Source organism: Chlorobium ferrooxidans DSM 13031, assembly GCF_000168715.1.
In the GTDB taxonomy this organism is placed as follows: Bacteria; Bacteroidota; Chlorobiia; order Chlorobiales; family Chlorobiaceae; genus Chlorobium; species Chlorobium ferrooxidans.
In genome coordinates, this window is record NZ_AASE01000021.1 from 11,856 (window position 1) to 34,162 (window position 22,307).

Here is a 22,307-nt window from a genome sequence, read left to right on the forward strand (position 1 = left end):
CATGCAGATGCTATCTGATATTCTCCCGGTAGTAGCGCTTCAGGCTCTCCTGGTCAAAGCCGAGGGCGTGCATGAGATGGATGGCGGCGAAGTTTATCTGGAGGGGGATGATGCCGTTTTGCTGAAACTTTCTGGCCGATGTGGTCACCTCTGTTTCGAGGATATGGACGGGAGTGTGCGCTTCAATGCGCCGGACCATATCGTAGTCCTCCATAATCTGCATTGCTTCATTAAATCCTCCGATCTCTTCAAAGAGGCTTCGCTCGATAAAGAGTGACTGATCTCCGCCACGGCAGACTGGCAGCGGAAACTGCGTGAACCACCCGAAGAGGTTCATCAGCGGATTTTCATCATCAAACCGCATCCTGAAGCAGCCCGCTCGCCTCCCCTCACTGACCGCCCTGCGGATATCGCCGAGGAAGGTTGCGGGAGGGAGGGTATCGGCATGCAGAAAGTAGAGGATCGACCCTTTGGTATGCCGGGCGCCGGTGTTCATCTGCACAGCGCGGCCTTTTGCACTTCTGCAAACCCTTACCGGAAAGCCGGCAAGAATTTCGGGAGTCCGGTCACTGCTTGCATCACTGACAATAATTTCAATATCCTGAGCCTCCCTGACAAGACCCAGGAGTCCCTTCATGGAGTCAGCGATCCCGGCCTCTTCGTTAAAGGTCGGGATGATTATACTTATGGGCACGGGGACCATAAGCTGCTGTTTTTCAGATCCTCCAGCGTATCAATGTCCGACAGTTCCCTGAGCTGCTTGAAGCTGATGTTGAGTCGCAGGAGAATGTCTACACTATCCTGAAGCACATCCGGGTTGCTCCACTCCCGTTCCAAAAAGAGTTCCGGTATTGCTTTTTTCATTCCGATCAGGTAAAAGCCGCCATCCTTTGCCGGGCCGATAACGGTTTCGGCGTGATCAAGTGCCGAAAATGCCTCTTCGATGATCTCTGTACTCAGTTCATGGCAGTCTGTTCCAATGAGTACAATACGGCGTGCACCGGTTGCAAACCCGGAACGGAGTGCGTGATGCATACGGTCGCCAAGATCCGATCCCTGTTGACGACGGGCAACGCTTTCTTTGGTGAGGAGAAGATCTTCAGTAGGGATAAAGTCTGAAAAAAACAGCTCTTTTTTTGCGTTTACCGATTTGGTGATTAATGCGGTATGGCCTCTGAGGGTTTCATAGATCTCAAGGGCTTTGTTATCACCGATGGCGGCAGCCAGCCGTGTTTTGACCTTGCCGGGGATCGGGTTGCGGGTGAAGATGATCAGCAGTCGTCCTTTATTCATAAGAGTGACCCCTGACAGCTCGATCCCGCACCTGCTGTGCATCCGTAACAGTGCTGCCCGAGGGTTATGGTGCGGTTTCGGAGTCGGCTCTCACTGAACTCGCTGATATGCTGCGGAGCCGGTTTTCTGGTCGGCAGATGAAGCATCTGGTTGAAATCACAATCGTAAAGTGTTCCGTCCCAGCCAACGGAAACGGTGGTTCTGCACATCATCTTTTCCACGGCAAGCGGATTGTAACTTTTTTCGAGGAGAGTCATATACCTGCAATACTCGCCGCTTTCAAGCAGGTCGTTAAGAAAACGGCTCACCGGCATATTGGTGATAGTGAAGAGATGGCTGAACACAATACCGAACTCATCGGCAAGATGCTTGCGGTACTCCTCTTCAAGCGCGGCCTGGTCACCGGGCAGGGTGTGGCCGGACGGATTATAGACAAGATTGAGTTCAAGTCCGCCCGCTTCTCTTCCGTAGCCGAGGCTGTTGAGCACTCTGAGTGCTTCGATGGAGCGGTCGAATACTCCCGTTCCTCTGACCTGATCTACAACTTCGCGCGTAAAGCAGGGGAGTGATGCTATGATGTTTACCCGCTGCTCCTTGAGAAAATGCGGCAGAGCGCGGTATGTTTCGCTTGTTGTAAAAAGCGTAAGGTTTGAGCGAACAAGGATCTTCCCCTCAGGCAGGCAGGCTCTGATCTTCTCAATGAACCAGCGGAATTCCGGATTCATTTCCGGGGCGCCACCGGTAATATCAACGGTTGTAATGCTGCTTCCCTTCAGGGCTTCAAGGCAGTGCTCCATGGTGCTGCGAGTCATCATCTCCCGGCGATCAGGCCCGGCATCGACATGGCAGTGGCGGCAGAGGAGGTTGCAGGTGTAGCCGGTATTGATCTGCAGCACCTCAATTTCAGCCGGACGAAGCGGGGGGTTTCCTGACTGCGCAACTCTTTTGGCAAAAGGAGGAATACCGCACTCGGTCTCTTCGAGCAGTTTTACCTGTTGCGCCGCCGGGGTGGATACACCCTGACGGTGACGGGGTGAGGGTGAATTGGCCATAACCATCTCCAATCAACCTCCAAGCTTGCTGAGAAGCTTTTCAGCGACCTGTTTTCCACTCAGTGCAGCGCCCTCCATGGAGGCGAGGTATCGCTGATAGGTGTAATCACCGGCAAGGAAGAAGTTTTTTATCGGGCTGATCTGGTCCGGGCGGTACTGATCGACATCGGGTACAGCCTTGTATACCGAACGGGGAATTTTAACCAGTGTTGATTTAAGCAGTTTTGCATCACGGGATTTCGGGAAGCGGTCGTGTATATCTTTCATAACCATGCTGATGATGACCTCGCCCGGCATATCCATCAGGTTGTGGGCCGGAGCAAGAACAAGGCTCATGACGCTTCCTCCGTTTGCTGTTCCCATGCCCTTCTGGAAATCTTCGGGGCAGGTCAGCGAGACATCGGCAAAGGTTGCAAAGGTGGTGCCCTGTGAAAACATCAGATTATCGGTATCGGTAATCTTGCGGTCAAACCAGAGCTGGCAGTTTGCTACCGGGCTGCCCTCAAACTGATGCAGATTGCGGAAATAGTCGTGGGCAAGCCACTCGACCGGCAGTACGGTTTTAATGTTATGTACCGGAAGTGCTGAAATATAGGCGTCAGCCGTGATGGTATGGCCGTCACGAAGCACAGCATGTTTAATGGTTTCGTCGCTGTTGAGCTCGAAGCGTCCCAGTTTTGCATCAACAAAAATCCGCCCGCCCTTGCTCTGTATATACTGCCGCATCGGTTCGATCATCGAATCACCGGGGTTTTTGCGGAAAAAACCGAACTTGGTTGCAGCGTAATCGGTGCCGAAATATTTGAATATGGTAATCATCGGCCGGGCGCTGATCACATTGGGCTCAATGAAGTTCATGGCAAGGGCAATGGCGCGCCACAGTTTCTGCAGTGAGTGTTCCGAGGCGCCTCTCAGGTGGTGCCATTCGGAGTAGGTCATGTGGTCCTGGCTGCGGAAATACTCCTCATTTCCGGCAAGGGCAGGGAAGAGACCCTTGATGAGGGATAGCTTGTCCCACATGGTGAGAAAGTCCGCCTGCAAGCCTCCGACAACCTCAGCCCACGGGCTTGGAAGGTTGGCTTTTTTGAAAAAGGATTGTTTCCCGTCACTTTCGGCATAGATAAGAGAGTGCTCTTTCCAGCTGTAGTTGTTTTCAGCACCTACCCGTTTGAGATAGTGCTGGAGCTGTGAGTATCCACCAAAAACGATATGCAGTCCCGACTCTACGGAATCCCCGTCGCTATCCTTCCAGACTGAGACCTTTCCGCCGAGCACTTTACGTTTTTCATAAATCTCTACCGAGTGCCCCTTATCGACAAGTTCTATTGCTGCACTGAGCCCTGCAACCCCGGCTCCGAAAATTGCTATTTTCACCGATTAGCTATGATTTTTATTGGAAAGGTACGTGGATTACCTGATTCAGGCCGGATAATATACGTAAAAATCGACCGATAACGAAAATCGGTTCATACAGGTATTTGACAGCGGGAATGTATTGAGTCACCCTTTCAGGGCTCTGAGTGCCTTGTCGATTTCTGACAGTATTCTCATTCCGAGCCGGAATGATTCACTGACGACAAAGCGCAGATCCTGATTTGCCGGGTGGCGCGGAACAGGCGGAAATCCTCTTTTTTCTACAGGCTTTCCTTGTATCGCATTGGTTTCAACCTTGTTGATCTCTCTTTCAGCCATGGAATAAAGCAATAACTGATAACGGGTTTGAAAAAACCACCTCTTCCTGTGGACTCTTGGGGTGATTTCAATAAATTGCAAAAACAACCAAAAGAAAACAACCCGCAACAGTCGTCCATCGCATAAGTAGTTCTGTAATCGGGGTTAGCCCTAAATAATTTAAGATTTTCGGTGAAAAGGTTGTGAATTTTAAAGAAAACGGTTGTTTATTTCTTACAATTGTGTAATTTTCACTAAATTTGATAAAACAAAAACCGCTTATGTCCGGACATCTTGATCTGATTGATCTGAAAATCATCGAGTCTCTTGGTGAAAATGGCAGGGTTCGGTTGAGTGAGCTTGCTGAAGTGGTGGGCCTTTCCATACCATCAGTCAGCGAGAGGCTCGACAAGCTGCAGAAGAACGGCATCATCAAAGGTTTTAGCATGGAGGTTGATGAGCGGCAGCTCGGTTTTGACATTCATGCGTTTGTACGGGTAAGAATTGATTCATCCAAGCACTATAAATCATTTATGGAGCATGTGATGAAGGAAGATGAGATTATGGAGTGTTTCTCCGTCACCGGTGAAGGGTCGCATATTCTGAAGGTTATGACCCACAACACCGCATCGCTTGAGCAGTTTCTTTCGAGAATACAGAGCTGGCCGGGAGTTCTCGGTACCAATACCAGTTTTGTCCTCTCCCAGCTCAAGAAGAACAAAAAAATAAGTGCGGAGATTGTCCGCAGCAATCTTCAGGATCGTCAGGTTCTGATCACCTTTGATGAGAAGAAATCAAGAAGATCATAAGGCATTATTTTCGTTTTTTCAGTAACAGGCAGTATCAAGCAAATCAACAAGGAGGTTCTCTTGAGCAGTGAAAGTAAAATTCCGGTATCCACTTACTTTGGTGCGATGACCTTTGATCAGAAAGCCATGCGTGCAAGGCTTCCAAAAGAGGTATTCACGGCATTGCAGGGCACCATCAAGGCAGGTAAAAAAATAACCGAAGAGATTGCCGGTGTCGTTGCACACGGTATGAAAGAGTGGGCGATGGAGAAAGGTGCCACTCATTACACCCACTGGTTTCAGCCGATGACCGGCTCCACGGCAGAAAAGCATGATGCATTTTTGTCGATTGACCGTGACGGCACACCGATTGAGCGTTTTTCCGGCGAACAGTTGATCCAGGGTGAACCTGATGCATCAAGCTTTCCGTCCGGCGGCATGCGCACCACCTTTGAAGCCCGCGGCTACACCGCATGGGATCCTTCAAGTCCTGCATTCCTTATGAAGGGCGGCAAAGATCTGACTCTTTGTATTCCGACCGTCTTCATCTCCTATAATGGCGAAGCTCTCGATGCCAAAACGCCGCTTCTGCGTTCCATGGATGCCGTAAGCAAATCCTCCATCAGGCTTCTTGAAACCCTTGGAGTCAGCGGTGTTTCACGCGTTAAAACCTTTGCCGGTTGCGAGCAGGAGTACTTCCTGATCGACAGAAAATACTACACCGAACGTCCTGACCTTGTCATGTGCGGCCGTACCCTGCTTGGTGCCCTTCCTCCGAAAGGCCAGCAGCTTGAGGATCACTATTTCGGATCGATTCCCGACCGTGTTCTTGAGTTCATGCAGGATGTTGAGCACGAGCTCTATCTGCTTGGTATTCCGGCAAAAACCCGTCACAACGAGGTTGCTCCCCACCAGTTCGAGATTGCTCCGATTTTTGAAGAGGCCAACATTGCCGTTGATCACAACCTGCTGGTCATGGAAGTGATGAAAAAGATTGCCGAAAAGAAAGGCTTTGCTCTTCTTCTGGCTGAAAAGCCGTTTGCCGGCATCAACGGTTCAGGCAAACACAACAACTGGTCAATCGGCACCGATACCGGCATCAACCTGCTTGATCCGGGTGATACTCCTGAAAAGAACATTCAGTTCCTTGTTTTCCTTGTTGCCGTTCTTGGCGGTATCTACAAGAGAGCTGATATTCTCAGAATGTCAATCGCCAGCATGGGCAACGACCATCGTCTCGGAGCCAACGAAGCCCCTCCGGCTGTCGTCACCGTCTTCCTCGGTGAGTTGCTTGAGCGTGTACTTGATGCAATTGAGAGCGGCAAGGTAGACCTTAAAACCGAAAAACAGGTGCTCAACCTCGGTCTGGCACAGGTTCCCGAGGTCAACAAGGACTATACCGACCGCAACCGTACCTCACCATTCGCCTTTACCGGCAACAAGTTCGAGTTCAGGGCTGTCGGTTCATCACAGGCCGCCTCAGTGCCGAACATGGTACTCAACACCCTTATGGCCGAATCGGTTGACCAGATGGCTGATGCGATTCTTGCCAAAATCAAGGCAGGAAAAGAGAGGGATTCAGCAATTCTTGAGACCCTCCGCGAGCAGATCACCGCAACAAAGGCAATCCGCTACCAGGGAGATAACTACAGCGAAGCCCTTCAGCAGTATGCGAAGGATAACGGTCTGCCTAACCTGAAGAACACCCCTCAGTCACTCAGGGTGCTCCTCAAGAAGGATGTTCAGGATGTCTTTATCAAGTATGGTGTCCTGACTGCCGAAGAGACCAATTCACGTCTGCACATCCGTCTTGAGCGCTATGTCAAGGGTATCGATATCGAAGCCCGCACGCTCCAGCTTATGCTGAAAACCTTTGTTATTCCTGATGTTTCCGAATATCAGGGTGATATCGGCAGCTCCTTCAACAACCTGCTTGCTGCGGCTGAAGCTATCGGGCTTTCCGACAAGGCAATCAAGAGCCAGGCCGATCATCTCAAAAAGCTGGCCGAAAACCTTTCGACCCTGATTGATTTGACCGGTGAGTTTGATGAGGCCGTTGAAAAGCTTGAGACGCTTGACAGCGAGTTTGACAAGGCGGATTACTGCGCCGACGTCCTGCTCCCATTCATGGTTAAAGTCCGTGAAGTTTCGGACAGGCTTGAATTGATGGTTGACCGCAGCCGCTGGCAGCTTCCGACCTACTCGGAAATGCTCTTCGAGCACTGAACTCCATCAGCATGAACAAACAAAAAAGGTCCGCACTTGCGGGCCTTTTTTGTTTGTCTACTCTCCGATGATTTTGATCAGCACCCGCTTTTTTCTCTTGCCGTCGAACTCGCCGTAGAAGATCTGCTCCCAGGTGCCGAAATGGAGCCTCCCCCTGGTGACGGCAACCACAACCTCCCGCCCCATGATCTGGCGTTTGTGATGCGCATCGCCGTTATCCTCTCCGGTTCGGTTATGCTGGTAGCGGCTGAGCGGTTCATGCGGAGCCAGCTCTTCAAGCCATTTTTTGTAGTCCTGATGCAGCCCCGGCTCGTCATCATTGATAAAGACCGATGCGGTAATGTGCATTGCGTTGATGAGGCAGAGCCCCTCCTTGATGCCGCTCTCCTCCAGAGCCCGCTCAACCTCGCCGGTGATATTGACAAAATCCATTCGTGCAGGTATCTCAAGCCAGAGTTCCTTGTGGTACGATTTCATGTTTTAAGAGGTGGTTAATTGAGGTGCTATGATGGTATTGGCAGTACCCGTATTCATTTCATACCGGAAGTTACCATTTTGATTTGAGATGCAGAGCTATTCGAGATCAGCCCTATTCTGCAGATGTCAGATGGTACTCTGTTGATAATTGCTGACTTACTCAACGTGTTGAGTAAAAAAGTTATGGTCATTGAAACAGATCAAATGCGGAGCTTTCGAAACAACCTGAATCAGAACACGTTCCCGATTTCGAATCTATTGAGCTTTTTAGCTGAGCATCCTGCGGTTCAAAAAAATCCAGGCTTTCGATTATCGGGGCTTTACCTCGGGATGGTGTAGCACGCTCTGATCCCGTTTTTGGAAAGCAGCAGTTGCCACAACTGGTTTGTTCTCGATCTGAACCCGCCCGTGCAGCTCAGGAGATAGTAGCGCCACATTCGCTGAAACGTTTCATCGTACCGGTCAGGCAGCATCGGCCACTGCTTCTCGATATTCTCATACCAGGCCATAAGCGTCCGGGCGTAGTCGTCATGGGTAAAGACGTGCCAGTCTTCAAGTGTAAAGAGTCCTTCATAGCCGGCAGCGATCTGGGTGGCTGAGGGGATGTTTGCGTTCGGAAAGATGTACTTGTTTGCCCATGGTTCAACGCTGGTGCTTGAAGTATTGCCTCCAATGGTGTGCAAGAGCATCAACCCCTCCTCTTTCAGGCACTCATGAGAAATTTTGAAATACTCCCGATAGTTCTTGTATCCAACATGCTCGAACATACCGATGGAGTAGATCCTGTCGTAGCTGCCCCTCATCCTGCGGTAGTCGACAACTTCGATGGTTACCGGTTGAGCGGCACAATAGTCGCGGGCGATGGCGGCCTGCTCGGTTGAGACGGTGACGCCGTGCACCGAAACTCCGTAGTGTTGAGCGGCAAACTGTGCAGCTCCGCCCCATCCGCATCCGATATCGAGCACCTGCATTCCCGGCTTGAGCTGCAGCTTCTGAAAAATGAGATGGAGCTTCTTCTCCTGCGACTCTTCAAGGCTATTCGCCTCCTTCCAGTAACCACAACTGTAGAGCATCCTCTTGTCAAGCATCGCTTTAAAGAGGTCATTGCCGATGTTGTAATGCTTCTCGGCAACCCTGAAGGCTCGTGAAGGGCGCTGCATGTTGTAGAGCTTGCTGATCACCTTGCCGATGAGCATGACCGGAGGGGAGAGTTTATGCTCGGCTTTTGAGTCGATAACCCGGTGAAAAAACTCTTCAAGCTGCTCACAATCCCACCACCCCTCCATGTAGGCCTCACCCAGTCCAAGATTTCCCTGGGTAATGACACGGCGATAGAGTGCCTCGTTATGGATCCGGATATCCCACGCTCTCTCGCCTCCGATTTTGACATCGGCATCATCAAGGATGCGCTCAAACACTCTTTTGTAAAAGCCATTCAGCATGATGCGATGAAATTAAGGTGGATGAGGGTAAATACGATAAAACAACGGTTTATCATTTTAATACGTTCATCCAGTGATGCGACCTGCCTTCATCGCATGCAGAGTGTCAGCTCAAGCCCGGGGGGGATTTGGTATCAAACCGGTTTGACCAGCAGTATTTATTGATGAAGCCTGACTCTCCGGTTTTATCACTCTGCAACGGGAGGCGGCACGCTGCATGTGAGTGCGCGTAATCGCTGCTCTCCAACAGGCTCCTCCTTCAACAACGGGACCACAGCATAGCGAGCAGCATAGTGATGAGCAACGCTCTTGATCTCAACCAGTTCATTCTCTGCCCGTTCTCTCAAAAGAGTGGAGTGTGTTACAGCCGCAGCTACGCTGTTGTTGATGATCCATGCCCACGGTTCGATTGAAGCTCTTCGCAGATCTTCTTGCAGATTTGCGGCTTCAAGTACCGGCGTGGTTTCAGCAAGGGTTACGATCAGCACCTTTGTCTGCTTGCGGTTCTGCAATTGCATCATTGGTGTGATTTTCTGTTCCTCACTGCTCCCTGACTGACGGGTGAACTCCCGGTGATAGGCTCCTGTTGCATCGAGCAGCAGAAGTGTGTGGCCGGTCGGAGCAGTGTCCATCACGACAAATTTCCGGTCTGCATCTCCGATGATACGCGAGAAGGCCTTGAATACGGCAATCTCTTCGGTGCAGGGTGAGCGTAGATCCTCTTCAAGCAGGGCAAGGCCCTCGCTGTCAAGCCCTTTGCCTTTTGAATCAACTACTTCTTGGCGGTAGCGTTCTGTTTCGGCCTCCGGGTCAATTCGGCTGACCGTGAGGTTTTCCTGTCTGCCGCTGAGGGTTTCAATGAGGTGAGCCGCAGGATCAGAGGTGGAGAGGTGCACCGGAAGACCCCTGTGGGCCAGTTCAACGGCGAGGGCAGCAGCCAGAGTTGTTTTGCCGACACCGCCTTTACCCATGAACATAATGAGGCCGTGACCATCTGCCGCAATTTCATCGACCAGCCGCGACAGCGGTGGTGCAGTGAAGGTGGCGGGCTCTTTTGACAAAGCCGGGAGTTGAGCCTGCGGTTCGTTGAAGAGCGCAGAGAGGGCATCCAGACCGACCAGATTGAATGGTTTGAGTGCTATCTGATCAGTTGGCAGGGCTTTGAGACTTTCAGGCATTGCAGATAGAGCACTCTGTTCTCTCATGACGATGGCCCGTGCAAGTTCGTCTTTTGCTGCTTCACCTTCAGGCAGTATGCCGTTCAGGACGAGATAGTGCTGCGAGATGCCGATTGCCGAGAGCTCTTCACAGGTTCTCGCAACTTCCGAGAGGGCTGCCTGCTGGGGCCGGGAGACCAGAACCATGCGGGTTCGCAGGTGGTCAGCAAGAGCGTTAACGGCCTCTTTGTACTGTGTACGCTGCTTTGCGAGACCGGCCAGCGGGCCGAGGCATGAAGCATCACCTTTTGCTGCTTCAAGAAAGCCGCTCCAGGCACCGGGAAGCTGGAGCATCCGGATGGTGTGACCGGTTGGTGCCGTATCAAACACGATGTGGTCGTAGTCAACAGAGAGCGCCGGGTCGGTCAAAAGGGAGGTGAACTCATCAAACGCTGCTATCTCGGTTGTGCAGGCTCCTGAAAGCTGCTCCTCGATGGTGTGAAGCACGCTCTCGGGAAGCAAGCCCCGAACCGGCCCGATGATGCGTTCACGGTACTCCGCTGCTGCCGCCTGAGGGTCAATTTCAAGTGCATAAAGATTGGTAACCGCCGTGACGGGGGTGACCCGGTTGCCGATGGTGATGCCGAACACCTGCCCGACGTTCGAAGCCGGGTCAGTGCTGACGAGCAGCACTCTCAGGCCGGAATTCGCAAGTGTGATTGCCGTGGCACAGGCAATCGAGGTTTTTCCAACCCCGCCTTTGCCGGTGAAGAGGAGGAAGCGGGGAGGATGTTCAAGAAATTTCATGTGGGCACCTCTATTCGATTTTTAAGCCCCGGAGGGGCGAAATATTGGTAGCGCATTTAGCCGCAGCATTTTCCTGAACAGCACGACTTTTCTTCGGGCGGTATGTGACCGGCCCAGCGGGCAAGTTCCGAGCGATTGGGGTAGCGGCCAGCCAGAATAAGCTTGCCATCCACAAGAATCAGCGGAAGCGCTTCATGCCCTGCATCGGCAAGGAAGGCCTTGACAACCGGATTTTCTGCAAAGGAGAGCGGCTCTTTGGCCAGGTTGAACCGCTCGATGATGATGCCGTTCTGCTTTGCCCAATCAACATCAGCCGCAAAATTGACCAGTGCCTGATCGACATCGGTTCCGCACACACCCGAGCTGCAGCAGAGCGCCGGATCAAAAACCTGAATTCCTTTCATACTATAATCCTCCGGAAAATTATTGAGTTAATCATGTGATAATAAAACCAGCCAGTTATAACCCCACGAAACAGACGAAATTGCACGAAATTGTGTAGGGACGATCCTGTGTGATCGCCCGTCAATGATGATATTTCTCTTCGTCCTTGCTGTCCCTGCTGTCCCTCAAGTCCTTGAACTCTTTTCAAAGCACCACCCAACGCAGCATTCGAATCGCGTAACAGATTTATAGTGCTGCACCAAAATATTTCCCTTTAAACCACAGTGACACATTAACCAGCGCAATCAGCGCAGGAACCTCCACCAGCGGCCCGATTACGGCGGCAAAGGCCTCGCCTGAATTGATACCGAACACCGCTACGGCAACCGCAATAGCAAGTTCAAAGTTGTTGCTTGCTGCGGTGAACGCAAGTGTTGCGGTTTTTGGGTAGCCCGCACCAAACTTCCGTCCCATATAGAACGAGAGCAGGAACATGATCACGAAGTAGATCAGGAGCGGGATGGCGATACGCACCACATCCATAGGGATTTTAACGATGTACTCGCCCTTGAGTGAAAACATCACGACAATGGTGAAGAGCAGTGCTACGAGTGTGAGCGGACTGATGCGCGGGATAAATTCCGCCTCATACCACTCCTTGCCTTTCAGACGCAGCAGCGTAAAGCGGGTGAGGAATCCGGCAATAAAGGGAATGCCGAGATAGATAAAGACCGACACGGCAATCTCACTGATGGAGATATCCACGGCAAAGGAGGTGATACCAAGCCACTTCGGCAGCAGGGTCAAAAATATCCAGGCATAGAGCGGGAAAAAGAGCACCTGGAAGATTGAGTTGAATGCGACCAGTCCGGCGGCATACTCTGTATCACCCTTTGCAAGTTCATTCCAGACAATGACCATCGCGATGCAGCGGGCAAGGCCGATCATGATGAGTCCGGCCATGTAGTGCGGCATATCCGAAAGCAGGAGCACGGCAAGCACAAACATCAGAATCGGGCCGATTATCCAGTTCTGCACGAGCGACAGCAGAAGCACTTTTGTGTTGCGGAAGACGTCACCCAACTCCTCATATTTAACCTTTGCAAGGGGTGGGTACATCATGACGATGAGCCCTGCGGCTATCAGCATGTTGGTTGTGCCGGACTGAAAAAGGTTCCAGAAGCCAGGAATGGAGGGCCAGAGCCATCCTGATAGTACCCCGATACCCATGGCAAGAAAGATCCAGAGCGTCAGATAGCGGTCGAGAAACGAGAGCTGTTTTGTTACAATAGCCATGGTTATTTGACGGTTAAATTCTCGTTATAGAACTGTCTGAACCGCACATTGATCTCGTCACGGACGCGACGGAAAACAGCGAGTATCTCCTCTTTTGTTCCTGTTGCCTCAGCGGGGTCGTCGAACCCGATGTGCAGACGGTGCGCCACTTCACCAAAAAATGTCGGGCAGGATTCATTGGCCCCGTCACAAACCGTGATGACATAATCGAAAGCTTTTTCGAGAAACTCATCCACACTTTTCGGCCTGTGTGTACTGATATCGACCCACTCTTCACGCATCACCTTTATCGCCATCGGATGCACGGCAGCAGCCGGTTTGGTGCCTGCGGAAAAAACCTCAAGATTGGTGTCGAACGAACGAAGAAACCCTTCAGCCATCTGGCTGCGGCAGGAGTTTCCTGTACAGAGAATGAGAACTGATTTTTTCATGGTTAGTAGTAACAATTGTTAAGAAAAACGAACAATAAAGGAAGCACTATAAATTGTCGTGATCGGTTTAAAGATTTATGAACCACGAAACAGGCGAAATTACACGAAATTGTGCCAAGGAAACCATCCAGATCTTCTCTTCGTCCTTGCAGTCCCTGAAGTCCTTGTTGTCCTTGCTTTACCTGAATTCACTTAATCTAAAGAACGAGATTAAACACATACCCCACCCCCATAATCCCCGCCGCAACGATACCGGCAAACACCGCAATCAGTCGGGGCTTCAGCACCTTGCGCAGAATAATCATCTCGGGAGCCGACAGGGCGATGACGCTCATCATGAAGGCCATCACCGTGCCGAGTGCGGCGCCCTTTCCGAGAAGCGCCTGCACAACAGGGAGAATACCCGCAGCATTGGAGTACATCGGTACGCCGATGAGTACGGCAACCGGTACCGACCACCAGACGCTTTTACCCATCAGTGCTGCCATAAAGTTTTCGGGAACATAACCGTGAATGCCAGCTCCGAGTCCGACACCGATCACAATATAGAGCCACACTTTGCCGACTATCTCACGAACATGGCGAACGCCCTCCCGGATACGAAAGGGGGTGCTCATCACTTCCTCATCCATCGCAGGGGAAACGGTATTCTCCTGAAGTTTCTGCACCCACTCCTCAAGGAAGCGCTCCATCCTGAGTTTACCTATCACTATGCCTGCAATGATGGCAACAGCGAGACCCATTGCGGAGTAGAGAAGGGCTACCTTCCAGCCGAACATCCCGAAGAGGAGCGCAAGGGCTACCTCATTGATCATCGGTGCCGAGATCAGGAACGAGAAGGTTACACCGAGAGGCACTCCCGCCTGAAGAAAGCCGATAAAGAGCGGTACCGCCGAGCAGGAGCAGAAGGGTGTTACAATGCCGAGTGCTGCGGCCATGATGTTTCCGACCCCGGTGCGCTTTCCTGAAAGCAGCGCACGTGTCCGCTCCGCAGAGATAAAGGTGTGTACCACTCCCATCACAAACACGACCGCCGTGAGCAGGAGCAGCACTTTCGGCACTTCATAGATAAAAAAGTAGAGCGCCTCTCCGAAACGGTTAACCCTGCTCATTCCCGCAAGCTGGAGAGAGAGCGCGGCAAACCACTCCAGGTTACTGTAGAGCACCATCCAGAGGAGTGCTGCCGCCAGAACGGCAGAGATCCATTTCAGGCTCTCTCTCCGGGCGGCCTTGCGGGGTTGTTGTTCAGGGCTTTCCATAAAGGTTTATTATTGAGGTTTGCCGCTTAGCAGCAGCCGCCACTCTTTTTCTCATTACTGCCGTGGGTTCCGCAGCAGCATCCTTTCGGTGGTGCATTGAGCATCTCCTTGATCTCTTCGCGGGCGGGAATCCGGCCTTTGCAGACCACCACTTCATCAACTACAAGCGCCGGGGTCGAGATGACGCTGTATGCCATGATCTGCTGAAGATCCTCAACTTTTTCAACCGAAGCCTCAATGCCCTCTGCGGCAATAACGGCCTTTACGACATCAACAAGCTGATTGCAGCTCGCACAGCCGCTTCCAAGTATTTTTACTGTTTTCATGGGTCTCTTTTTTTTAGGTGTTTATCGCAAATGAACGATTATTTATAAAGCAAGCTTTTAGCCGCAATCGCAGTTATACTCCCTGTCAGCAGTGAAAAACTTCCCGAAAAGAGCTTGAGCCTTCTGCCAGTTCTCCCGGTCTATGCAATACCTGACCTTCGGAGGGTTGATTTCCCCTTTGATAAGACCCGCATTGAGCAAAGCCTTGAGGTGCTGGGAGATGGTTGACTGCGCCATGGGAATAAGTTCGGTCAGTTCACCCGTAAAGCAGCAGGTCTGACTGGCAAGCAGACGGAGTATCTTAACCCGCACAGGGTGGCCGATCGCTTTGGCAATCGAGGCAATAATCTCCTCCTCACTACTGTAGTCAACCGTCAACAACGTTCTCTGCATAGGGGTTTCCTTATATTTGTCTTTGTTCATCGCAAATATACGATGATCTAATTGAACAATCAAGAAAAAACTTTTGCTCTGTTCGAACGTAAAAGAAAAAACCCGGCGTCGGAGAAACGCCGGGAAGGTGTAAAGAAGAAAGAACAGGTGCTGCAAACTGAAAACGATCTTACTTGCACTGTGCAGTCGATGGCGCGAGATTGATTTTTGAAACCTCAATTCTGTCCACCCATTTCACGAGACGGGGTGCTGTTACCTTGTCGCTGGGGCAGAAGAGTACAAAACGGCCCTCTTTTTCAATCGGTTTGCCATCCTCCTCGAACACCAGCAGGATGTCGTCGCCTGCTGCACCAAAGTAAAGTTCGTCATAGGAGAAAAGAACATTGTAACTGTCCGACGAACGGACAAGAATCTGGTACTCACCGCGTTCGCGGGAGTTCGGCATCACGATTTTCGCGGCATCGAGAATGTCACGAAGAAGCACCCCCCTGAACGATTGCATGGTCTGGCGGGTTTCACCGGAGGCGCAAACGATTGCGGCATTCCTGCGTTCAGAGACATTCATCTTTTTCAGGCTTTCGATGGTAATGGTGAATGGGTTTTCCACCAGCCCTGAAACCCTGACCGTTTCACTCTCACGCCACTCGCTCTTTGCTTGGGCGGAAAAAGGGGAAAATGTCAGAAGAAAAAGAGAGAGAAAAGCTGCAAGTGAGAAGCGTTCGATTTTTTTCATGATGATGTAAGTAATGGTTAATGTTGATGGTCTTCGATAAAAACAGCGTTTTGCAAAGTGCCAGTCCGGAGCTTTTCCCCTGACGAAGCAGAGGTTTCACTACGGACTGAATCGCTCTAAAGCGAATAGGCAATTGAAAGCACTCCCTGACGGCCGGGCTCGGGATATCCTTCTGCAATGGCATAGTTGCGGTCAAAGAGATTTTCAACTGCTGCCTGAATGCTCAATGCAGGAGAGAGAGCGGTATTTGCCCTCACATTGAGCAGGCCAAAGGAGCCTGCGCTGTACTTTCCGTCACTGGTGCTGAACCGTTGTGAGTTGTATTCGCCCTCGAGCATGGCCCAACTGCCTCTGTTCAGGAAAAACTGGAGATATCCTGAAACCTTATGGTTCGGTACATCAGTAAAGTGCAGCGAAGGGTTGGTGTTGTTTTTCCGGTTGATATAGCTGTAATCGACAACACTTTTTAACCATGAAACCGGCAGCCAGTCAACCGAGCATTCAAATCCGCTATACGTTGCCCTGCCTGAGTTTCTTGACTGATAAACCCATTTGTTGTTGACAAAGGCAACATTATCCACCTGCTGAATGACATCACTCAGCCTGCTCACAAATGCCGAGCTTTTTATTTTCAGCTTCTCAAGCGGCCGGATGCTGTAGTCGACAACATAGTTCACGCTCATTTCAGGATTCAGGGCCGGATTCGGAAGCGCATTGCCGAGCTTATAGGAGTAGCGGTCTTTAAGCGTCGGAAATCTTGTTGTTCTTGCCACTGAAGCGGTTACCTCCTGGTGATCATCAAGGTGAGCGACAACAGCGAGCTGGTAGTTTGTGGCTTGGTTATCCTCAAGGGGAAAAGAGGTAATAACATTGTTTACCAGATCCTCGGCTTTTTTGGTCTGGCGATTGTCATGCCGCACTCCGACAATGACCGTGATATCTTCCGAGGCTTTCCAGCTGTTTTCTGCCGAAAGGGAGAGGGTGTTGTCTTCATAATTTTTCGGTATGTCGCCGGTATTGGCAATTTCATTATGCATATCATACTTGTCATGCAAGGCAACTTTCAGTGTGTTGCCCTCGAACAGCTCACTGCCTGATTCGACCGAGGCGCCAAAAGTTTTGTCGTCATAACGGCTCGAAAATGCTTTGGCAGTTTTTTGGGTTGTGTAGGAGGCATCATCATAACTTTTCAGCGCATTGTAGTAGTTATCGAAATAGCTTCTTGTTTTCAGATAACTCTTCTCTCCCAAAGCCTTGCGGGTGATCAGGTAGATGCTTGATTTGTCCCAGTCGGAAAAGCGCCAGTACCGGACAGACTGGGAAGGGTTGATACCGGTATAGACAGGTATTCCCTTGACCGCATGTTGGGTGTCAACCGTCAGTGAATATTCGTCACCGCTGTTCGGTGTGTAGCCGACCTTTACCGAGCCCTTGAAATCTTTGGTGGCTGAATTATCTCTTGCATCGCCATTTTCATATGCTGTTGGAGCAAATGAACCTGAGAGCGGCCAGAATTTGGTGTCGAGAGTTGAAAGAGCGGTCTGAACATACCAGCTCCCCTGATTGGAGCCAAGATTCAGGGATGCAAATTTTGATGCTATCCGGTTATCGCCGGCTATAACTCCGCTTTTCACGGTCCCTTCGAATTTCCCGGCCGGTTTCCGGCTCACCATATTGATGGCTCCACCAAGTGTATTTGGTCCGAACAGCACCGAGGAGTACCCTTTTGAAACGGTGATTTCCGAGAGATCAAAGGTTGTAAAGCGGTTGGGATCGATATACCCGTCATAGGGAACATAAAGCGGAATGCCATCCAGATAGAGTGGCACCTGACGCATATCAAATCCCCTGACATAAATCATCCCCTCATTTCTCGCCCCGACACCTCCTCTGGTTATTCCCGGAAGCAGACCAACTGCCTGTGTAATATTTTTTTTGTCGTGCTGCGCCATTTCAGAGGCATTGACCTTTTCTTTGCCATCTCCTTTTTTTCCTGTCACCGTTATCTCTCCGGCACTGAAAACTTTTGAGCTGAACGCGGTTGAATCTGATGGAGCCGGTGAGGCATGAATCAGTTTCGGAATTGCAAGAAGAAAAACAAGAAGTGCTGCTTTTTTCATGTGATTGAATGAATTACGTTATGTTTATAAATACATAACGATGGTTAAAAAAAATCAGGCGGACCTGTGGATTACACTGAATAGTCGGGCTCGCTCTGACGTCATAAAAAGTCGTTACCTGTTTGAACGTTGGATAATGATCGTTATGTATATCAGGTTATAACGATAGAGAAGCAAGATGCGTGCCGGAATTGGTATTTTTGTGCATTGCCTCTTTTGAAAGGATGAAACAAAAGCCGGAAAAGCCCTGCTGTCAGTGCGTTTCAGTGAAGGTTGGGTATTAATTATTTTTTTGCCGGGTGGTGATCCGTTTTGATCCGGTTACATTTCGGGTTAAAAATAGTCAACAACTATGTAGTTAATTCCAGGATGTTACATCGGGGTAGAAAGTAAGGCCCCGGAACAGAAATATAGCCGCTCCTCACTCGCGATATTCTACCGGCTTTTTTTATCTTGAAAACACAGCAGTAAGGCGTTAAAGCGTTTTCGGTACGCGCCATACCCCCTTGTCCCTTGACATCGCTGATTTTTCAACAAGCCTTCGATTTCGCGCCAGCAGCCTTTGCCAGTCAAGGGTTTCCAGACGTAGAGATCATATCTTATTGCACTCATAGAGGATTGATTATCTATCGATATCTCGCACCTACGGAGCTTGAATCAATTCAAATGCCTCATGCATCGGGTGTTGGTGGGACAAGAACTGACGGGTTCGGCGAAAGGAATTCGCAGGGGTTCGGGATGGTTAAGGTTGATCAGGGTCACACAACGTGTTAGCGGTACAAACAAGGCTCTTTCTGCCGGAAGTGCAGGGAAATGAATTATTCTATTGCACAACGGAAGTTATCCCTTATTTTTACCATCCGGTTCAATTTTCAGAACAACAACCATTACCGACATGCCAGAGGTTTTTAACTATCCCGTGACCTATCCCTCATGGTGGATGGATTACTACTATCTTTTCACCTGGGCGTTCGGTATGCTGCTGCTTGCTCTCGGTTGGGCGGTCTTTTTCCGGTACGGGAAGTTTACCTACGGCGTTGATCTGGGCTGTCTCTGGAAATCAATTGTTCTGGTTCTCATGACTACCGTTTCGCTTGGTGTTCCCAACTACTACAATACCCGATTTGTGGGGGAGCACGGTCAGGATGGTGATTCTGTTAAGCTCTCTTCGGACCAACTGCTCTATCTTGATCGCAAGGGTGTTGAAAAACAACTGAAGCTTGCTGATGTGAACGCAATCTATCAGGAGAGCATCACCTATAATCCTCCGCCGAAAATCTACATTGTTGCGGCAAAAACAGCCGTCAGGGACTCTCTCTTTATCACTACAAACCTTCCCGGTTACAAGCGTCTGCTTTCTGAGTTGTCACAGCGAACCGGTGTTCCGGCCAAACTGCGCTGAGCGGCTTTTTTCAGGAACACATGACCAGCCACCTTTCCGGTAAACCGCCCTCTTCCGACAGCTTTCTGCTTGTTGTTGAAATCGGTAATACCACCGCTTCTTTTGCCGTATTCAGGGGTGAAGAGCTGCTTGAGGTGCACAAGGTGCCTTCGGAAGCTCTTACTCTGCATACCGATATTTCCGGAGTGATTGTTCCGATTCTTGCTGCCTGGCCTCAGCTTGGAGATGCAGCGCTCTGCAGTGTTGTTCCCGCCCTTGACTCTCTGCTGAAGAGCGAGCTTCGCCGACACATAGGCGGCAGGATTGTCGAGGTGGCCTCATCGCTGCAACTGCCATTCACGCTCTCGTACGACTCACCTGAAAGCTTCGGTGCGGATCGTATAGCGCTTTGTGCCCTCTGCCGCAGGCTCTATCCTGATGAACCGGTCATTGCGCTTGACATCGGCACGGCCATAACCGTTGATGTGCTGACGGCAGAAGGGGTGTATCTCGGCGGTCTTATTATGCCCGGTCTTGACCTCATGGCCAGAGCTTTGCATGATCGGACGGCTCGGCTTCCGCTTGTCCGGATGAAGAGTCCGGCAACGCTGATTGGAAACTCAACCGAAGAGTGTATCAGAAACGGGATTATCTGGGCGTGTGTATCGGGTATAGAGGGGTTGATCGGAAAGATTACAACCCTGTTGTGCGATAACAACGAAGCAGGGGAGCCGAGGGTTATTGTTACGGGCGGCAGTGCACCGCTGATTTCCGGACTGCTTGAAACTGCTCCGTTGCATGAAGAGCTTGCCGTGATCCGTGGTACCCGCTACCTCTTTACGCTTAACGCCGAATAAAACGCCTGAGCCCTCTCGATGGCGGTCAGCACAACCTCATCATCAATACTCTCTTCGAGAAGAAATGCCTCCCCGAGATTTTTCAGCAGCACAAAACGGAGCTTTTTATCCAGTTTTTTCTTGTCGGAGAGCATGTTTTCAAGCAACAGGCGGTTGTCGATATCACGAAAACGTCTCCTGATCACACCCCGTGGAAACCGGAACTTTCCGAGTATTGCAAGCCCCTCTTCAAGCGAGCCATTATCAAGATAGCCGAGCCTGTTCGATAAAAAGAGCGCACAGACCATGCCGATGGTGACCGCTTCACCATGACGAAGGTGGCGGTACTCTGCAAGTTTTTCAAGCCCGTGGGCAAAGGTGTGGCCGAAATTGAGTGTGGCACGAAGTCCGCCGGTCTCCCTGAAATCTTTTTTCACAACAGCGGCCTTGATGGAGGCGCTTGTTTTAACCGCTTTGGTTAAAAACGGCTCCTTCAGCGCGATAATATCACTGAAATGGTTATCGATAAAGGAGAGAAAAGCCCGGTCGGAAATAAAGCCGTATTTGACCACTTCCGCCATGCCCGAATAGATCTCCCGTTCCGGCAGGGTGGCAAGGTAGGAGGGGTCGATCAGCACCAGTTCCGGCAGATGGAAGAAGCCGATCAGGTTTTTTCCAAGCGGGTGGTTGATGGCAACCTTTCCGCCAATGGAGCTGTCGGTCATGGCCAGCAGTGTTGTGGGAAGCTGAATCACCGGAATGCCCCGGTAGTAACTGGCAGCAATATAACCGCCAAGATCACCAACAACGCCGCCACCAACTGCCAGAAGGTTCCAGCTCCGGTCAACATCCGCCTCGATCATGTTGCCGTAAAGCCGGTAGGCAGAATTGAAGCTTTTTGATGCTTCACGGGCAGGAACCGTCAGCTCCACCCACTGAAACCCCTCCTCATCAAGCGTTTTCAGAATACTGTCGCCATAGAGTTTGCGTGTATTTGCGTCAAACAGAACAACGGTTTTCTTTGCAAGTCCATGACTGTTGAACAATTTGCCGAGTCCTGAAGTGACCGGGGTTCCTGTTATTATTTTGCTCACGCTTTCTGTTTGATTAGAGGTGACCTATGGATTATTGGTGGATGCGGAAGCCTTTCGCACATAGCGCTCTATTTTGCGGGTCAGCTCCTCAACGGTTGAGCCGATCCGTTTTATATCGGTAAGCACACTGATATTGGCACTCTCATAACGGGGCTCGCGTCTCATAAGGATGGAGGTGATCTTCTCCTCAATCTCCTCACGTGACAACTTCCTGTCGTTTTCTCCCTTCAGCAGAGGACGGTCACTTTTGTTACAGAGCCTTCTGGCGAGCGTTTTCGGTGATGATTTCAGGTAGACCAGAGTCCCTGACTCCCTGACAAGGGCCCAGGAACGTTCGTTTTCCAGTACACCACCTCCGAGCGAAATGACAAGATTGGTTCGATTGACAACTTCCTGCAGTGCTTGCAGTTCAAGCTCCCTGAAGCAGGCTTCACCCTCTTCGGCAAAAATCCGGGTAATGGCTTTCCCGGCGCGTTTTTCGATAGTCTGATCGAGGTCAACAAACTCATAGCCGAGCGAATTGGCAAGGAGTGGCCCTATGGTGGATTTTCCTGAACCACTGAACCCGGTTAAAAAAATGAGTGTGTAGTTTTTTGTCACGGCATACTCTCTGTTATGGAAGCACTTACGATGGTGACCCCGCCATTCTGCGAACCTGAATGAAAATAAGGAAAAATCGGAACCTGCCGTTTGATGATTGCGGCAAATATAGTAAAAAAGCCATAAAAAGTTTCTGTGCGACTGCCGGCCCTCAGTTGACCATTCCCTGCGGTACCGGGGTGTCATCAGTTTTTTTAATACATTTATGGGTACCTCTCTTTATTTGTTCCGAAACCCGATTACTGCGTTGGGTGGTGCTTGAAATTCTCATGTACTCCGTGTACACTCCGGTTTCTGTGCTGCCTTGTCCTCGGGCTTCTTACGACAATAAATAGAGCCCCTTATGTTTAACACGAAGATGCGGCACATCAAAAACAACCACAGACGGAAGAAGAGGATTTATCTGGATTTTTATGCAGAAGCTTTACATCATCAAGACAGGTACCACATTTGCTTCAACCCTTGAAGCACTCGGTGATTTTGAGGAGTGGATCAACAATGCACTTGGCATGATTCCGGTTCCGGTTGTGTAGTCGATGCG

Annotated in this window: 22 protein-coding genes; 4 read left to right on the forward strand and 18 right to left on the reverse strand. The window is 50.6% G+C overall.

Annotation, left to right across the window (positions count from 1 at the left end; translation table 11 throughout):
* Positions 1-10: 10 nt before the first annotated feature.
* The 5 genes from CFERDRAFT_RS09345 to CFERDRAFT_RS09365 all read right to left on the reverse strand — a co-directional run bounded on the left by CFERDRAFT_RS09345 (position 11) and on the right by CFERDRAFT_RS09365 (position 4,037).
* Complete coding sequence (locus CFERDRAFT_RS09345) at positions 11-703, reverse strand: TIGR04283 family arsenosugar biosynthesis glycosyltransferase (RefSeq protein WP_006366985.1); 693 nt, start codon at positions 701-703, stop codon at positions 11-13.
* On the reverse strand, positions 685-1,293 hold the full coding sequence (locus CFERDRAFT_RS09350; RefSeq protein WP_006366986.1) for a TIGR04282 family arsenosugar biosynthesis glycosyltransferase: 609 nt from the start codon (positions 1,291-1,293) through the stop codon (positions 685-687). The genes CFERDRAFT_RS09345 and CFERDRAFT_RS09350 overlap by 19 nt, the downstream gene beginning before the upstream one ends.
* Complete coding sequence (gene arsS, locus CFERDRAFT_RS09355; protein ID WP_040433634.1) at positions 1,290-2,345, reverse strand: arsenosugar biosynthesis radical SAM (seleno)protein ArsS; 1,056 nt, start codon at positions 2,343-2,345, stop codon at positions 1,290-1,292. Before arsS ends, CFERDRAFT_RS09350 begins: the two co-directional genes overlap by 4 nt.
* A gap of 12 nt (positions 2,346-2,357) precedes the next feature.
* Positions 2,358-3,719, reverse strand: a complete 1,362-nt coding sequence (locus tag CFERDRAFT_RS09360) for an FAD-dependent oxidoreductase (RefSeq protein WP_006366988.1) — start codon at positions 3,717-3,719, stop codon at positions 2,358-2,360.
* Between the two features lie 126 nt (positions 3,720-3,845).
* Positions 3,846-4,037 carry a hypothetical protein gene (locus CFERDRAFT_RS09365; protein WP_040433631.1) on the reverse strand — a complete coding sequence of 64 codons (192 nt, stop codon included), beginning with the start codon at positions 4,035-4,037 and terminating at the stop codon, positions 3,846-3,848.
* 260 nt (positions 4,038-4,297) lie between these two features.
* Here CFERDRAFT_RS09365 and CFERDRAFT_RS09370 point away from each other — a divergent pair, with 260 nt between their 5' ends.
* Positions 4,298-4,825, forward strand: coding sequence for an Lrp/AsnC family transcriptional regulator (locus CFERDRAFT_RS09370; RefSeq protein WP_006366989.1), 528 nt, complete (start codon positions 4,298-4,300; stop codon positions 4,823-4,825).
* A gap of 60 nt (positions 4,826-4,885) precedes the next feature.
* Positions 4,886-7,030, forward strand: a complete 2,145-nt coding sequence (locus CFERDRAFT_RS09375; protein ID WP_006366990.1) for a glutamine synthetase III family protein — start codon at positions 4,886-4,888, stop codon at positions 7,028-7,030.
* Positions 7,031-7,087: 57 nt separating this feature from the next.
* Here CFERDRAFT_RS09375 and CFERDRAFT_RS09380 read toward each other — a convergent pair whose 3' ends face one another.
* The 11 genes from CFERDRAFT_RS09380 to CFERDRAFT_RS09435 form a co-directional block, all read right to left on the reverse strand.
* Positions 7,088-7,507: a secondary thiamine-phosphate synthase enzyme YjbQ gene (locus CFERDRAFT_RS09380; RefSeq protein ID WP_006366991.1), complete on the reverse strand. Its 420-nt coding sequence runs from the start codon at positions 7,505-7,507 to the stop codon at positions 7,088-7,090.
* A 320-nt stretch (positions 7,508-7,827) separates the two neighbouring features.
* Positions 7,828-8,949 (reverse strand): cyclopropane fatty acyl phospholipid synthase, encoded by a 1,122-nt coding sequence (gene cfa / locus CFERDRAFT_RS09390; RefSeq protein ID WP_006366992.1) that lies wholly within the window; start codon positions 8,947-8,949, stop codon positions 7,828-7,830.
* Positions 8,950-9,137: 188 nt separating this feature from the next.
* Positions 9,138-10,913, reverse strand: a complete 1,776-nt coding sequence (gene arsA / locus CFERDRAFT_RS09395; RefSeq protein WP_006366993.1) for an arsenical pump-driving ATPase — start codon at positions 10,911-10,913, stop codon at positions 9,138-9,140.
* Positions 10,914-10,969: 56 nt separating this feature from the next.
* Positions 10,970-11,317, reverse strand: coding sequence for an arsenite efflux transporter metallochaperone ArsD (gene arsD / locus CFERDRAFT_RS09400; protein ID WP_006366994.1), 348 nt, complete (start codon positions 11,315-11,317; stop codon positions 10,970-10,972).
* Between the two features lie 226 nt (positions 11,318-11,543).
* On the reverse strand, positions 11,544-12,593 hold the full coding sequence (arsB, locus tag CFERDRAFT_RS09405; RefSeq protein WP_006366995.1) for an ACR3 family arsenite efflux transporter: 1,050 nt from the start codon (positions 12,591-12,593) through the stop codon (positions 11,544-11,546).
* A gap of 2 nt (positions 12,594-12,595) precedes the next feature.
* Positions 12,596-13,024 carry an arsenate reductase ArsC gene (locus CFERDRAFT_RS09410; protein ID WP_006366996.1) on the reverse strand — a complete coding sequence of 143 codons (429 nt, stop codon included), beginning with the start codon at positions 13,022-13,024 and terminating at the stop codon, positions 12,596-12,598.
* Positions 13,025-13,221: 197 nt separating this feature from the next.
* Positions 13,222-14,283 carry a permease gene (locus CFERDRAFT_RS09415; RefSeq protein WP_006366997.1) on the reverse strand — a complete coding sequence of 354 codons (1,062 nt, stop codon included), beginning with the start codon at positions 14,281-14,283 and terminating at the stop codon, positions 13,222-13,224.
* A 26-nt stretch (positions 14,284-14,309) separates the two neighbouring features.
* Positions 14,310-14,609: a thioredoxin family protein gene (locus CFERDRAFT_RS09420; RefSeq protein WP_006366998.1), complete on the reverse strand. Its 300-nt coding sequence runs from the start codon at positions 14,607-14,609 to the stop codon at positions 14,310-14,312.
* A 57-nt stretch (positions 14,610-14,666) separates the two neighbouring features.
* Positions 14,667-15,002, reverse strand: coding sequence for an ArsR/SmtB family transcription factor (locus tag CFERDRAFT_RS09425; RefSeq protein ID WP_006366999.1), 336 nt, complete (start codon positions 15,000-15,002; stop codon positions 14,667-14,669).
* 169 nt (positions 15,003-15,171) lie between these two features.
* Positions 15,172-15,735, reverse strand: coding sequence for a molybdopterin-dependent oxidoreductase (locus CFERDRAFT_RS09430; RefSeq protein WP_006367000.1), 564 nt, complete (start codon positions 15,733-15,735; stop codon positions 15,172-15,174).
* A 116-nt stretch (positions 15,736-15,851) separates the two neighbouring features.
* Entirely contained in the window at positions 15,852-17,855 is a 2,004-nt protein-coding gene (locus CFERDRAFT_RS09435) for a TonB-dependent receptor plug domain-containing protein (RefSeq protein ID WP_006367002.1), read from the reverse strand.
* A gap of 895 nt (positions 17,856-18,750) precedes the next feature.
* On the opposite strand from CFERDRAFT_RS09435, the gene CFERDRAFT_RS09440 reads away from it, so the two are divergent.
* Both CFERDRAFT_RS09440 and CFERDRAFT_RS09445 read left to right on the forward strand, forming a co-directional pair.
* The gene (locus tag CFERDRAFT_RS09440) at positions 18,751-19,257 is read left to right on the forward strand and encodes a hypothetical protein (RefSeq protein WP_006367004.1); all 507 of its coding nucleotides are present in this window, start codon (positions 18,751-18,753) and stop codon (positions 19,255-19,257) included.
* A 20-nt stretch (positions 19,258-19,277) separates the two neighbouring features.
* The gene (locus CFERDRAFT_RS09445) at positions 19,278-20,093 is read left to right on the forward strand and encodes a type III pantothenate kinase (RefSeq protein WP_006367008.1); all 816 of its coding nucleotides are present in this window, start codon (positions 19,278-19,280) and stop codon (positions 20,091-20,093) included.
* Here the strand turns inward: CFERDRAFT_RS09445 and aroB are convergent.
* Complete coding sequence (gene aroB, locus CFERDRAFT_RS09450) at positions 20,066-21,166, reverse strand: 3-dehydroquinate synthase (RefSeq protein WP_006367006.1); 1,101 nt, start codon at positions 21,164-21,166, stop codon at positions 20,066-20,068. The two genes, CFERDRAFT_RS09445 and aroB, sit on opposite strands and share 28 nt — an antisense overlap.
* A gap of 24 nt (positions 21,167-21,190) precedes the next feature.
* Positions 21,191-21,766 carry a shikimate kinase gene (locus tag CFERDRAFT_RS09455; RefSeq protein ID WP_040433633.1) on the reverse strand — a complete coding sequence of 192 codons (576 nt, stop codon included), beginning with the start codon at positions 21,764-21,766 and terminating at the stop codon, positions 21,191-21,193.
* Between the last annotated feature and the right edge of the window lie 541 nt (positions 21,767-22,307).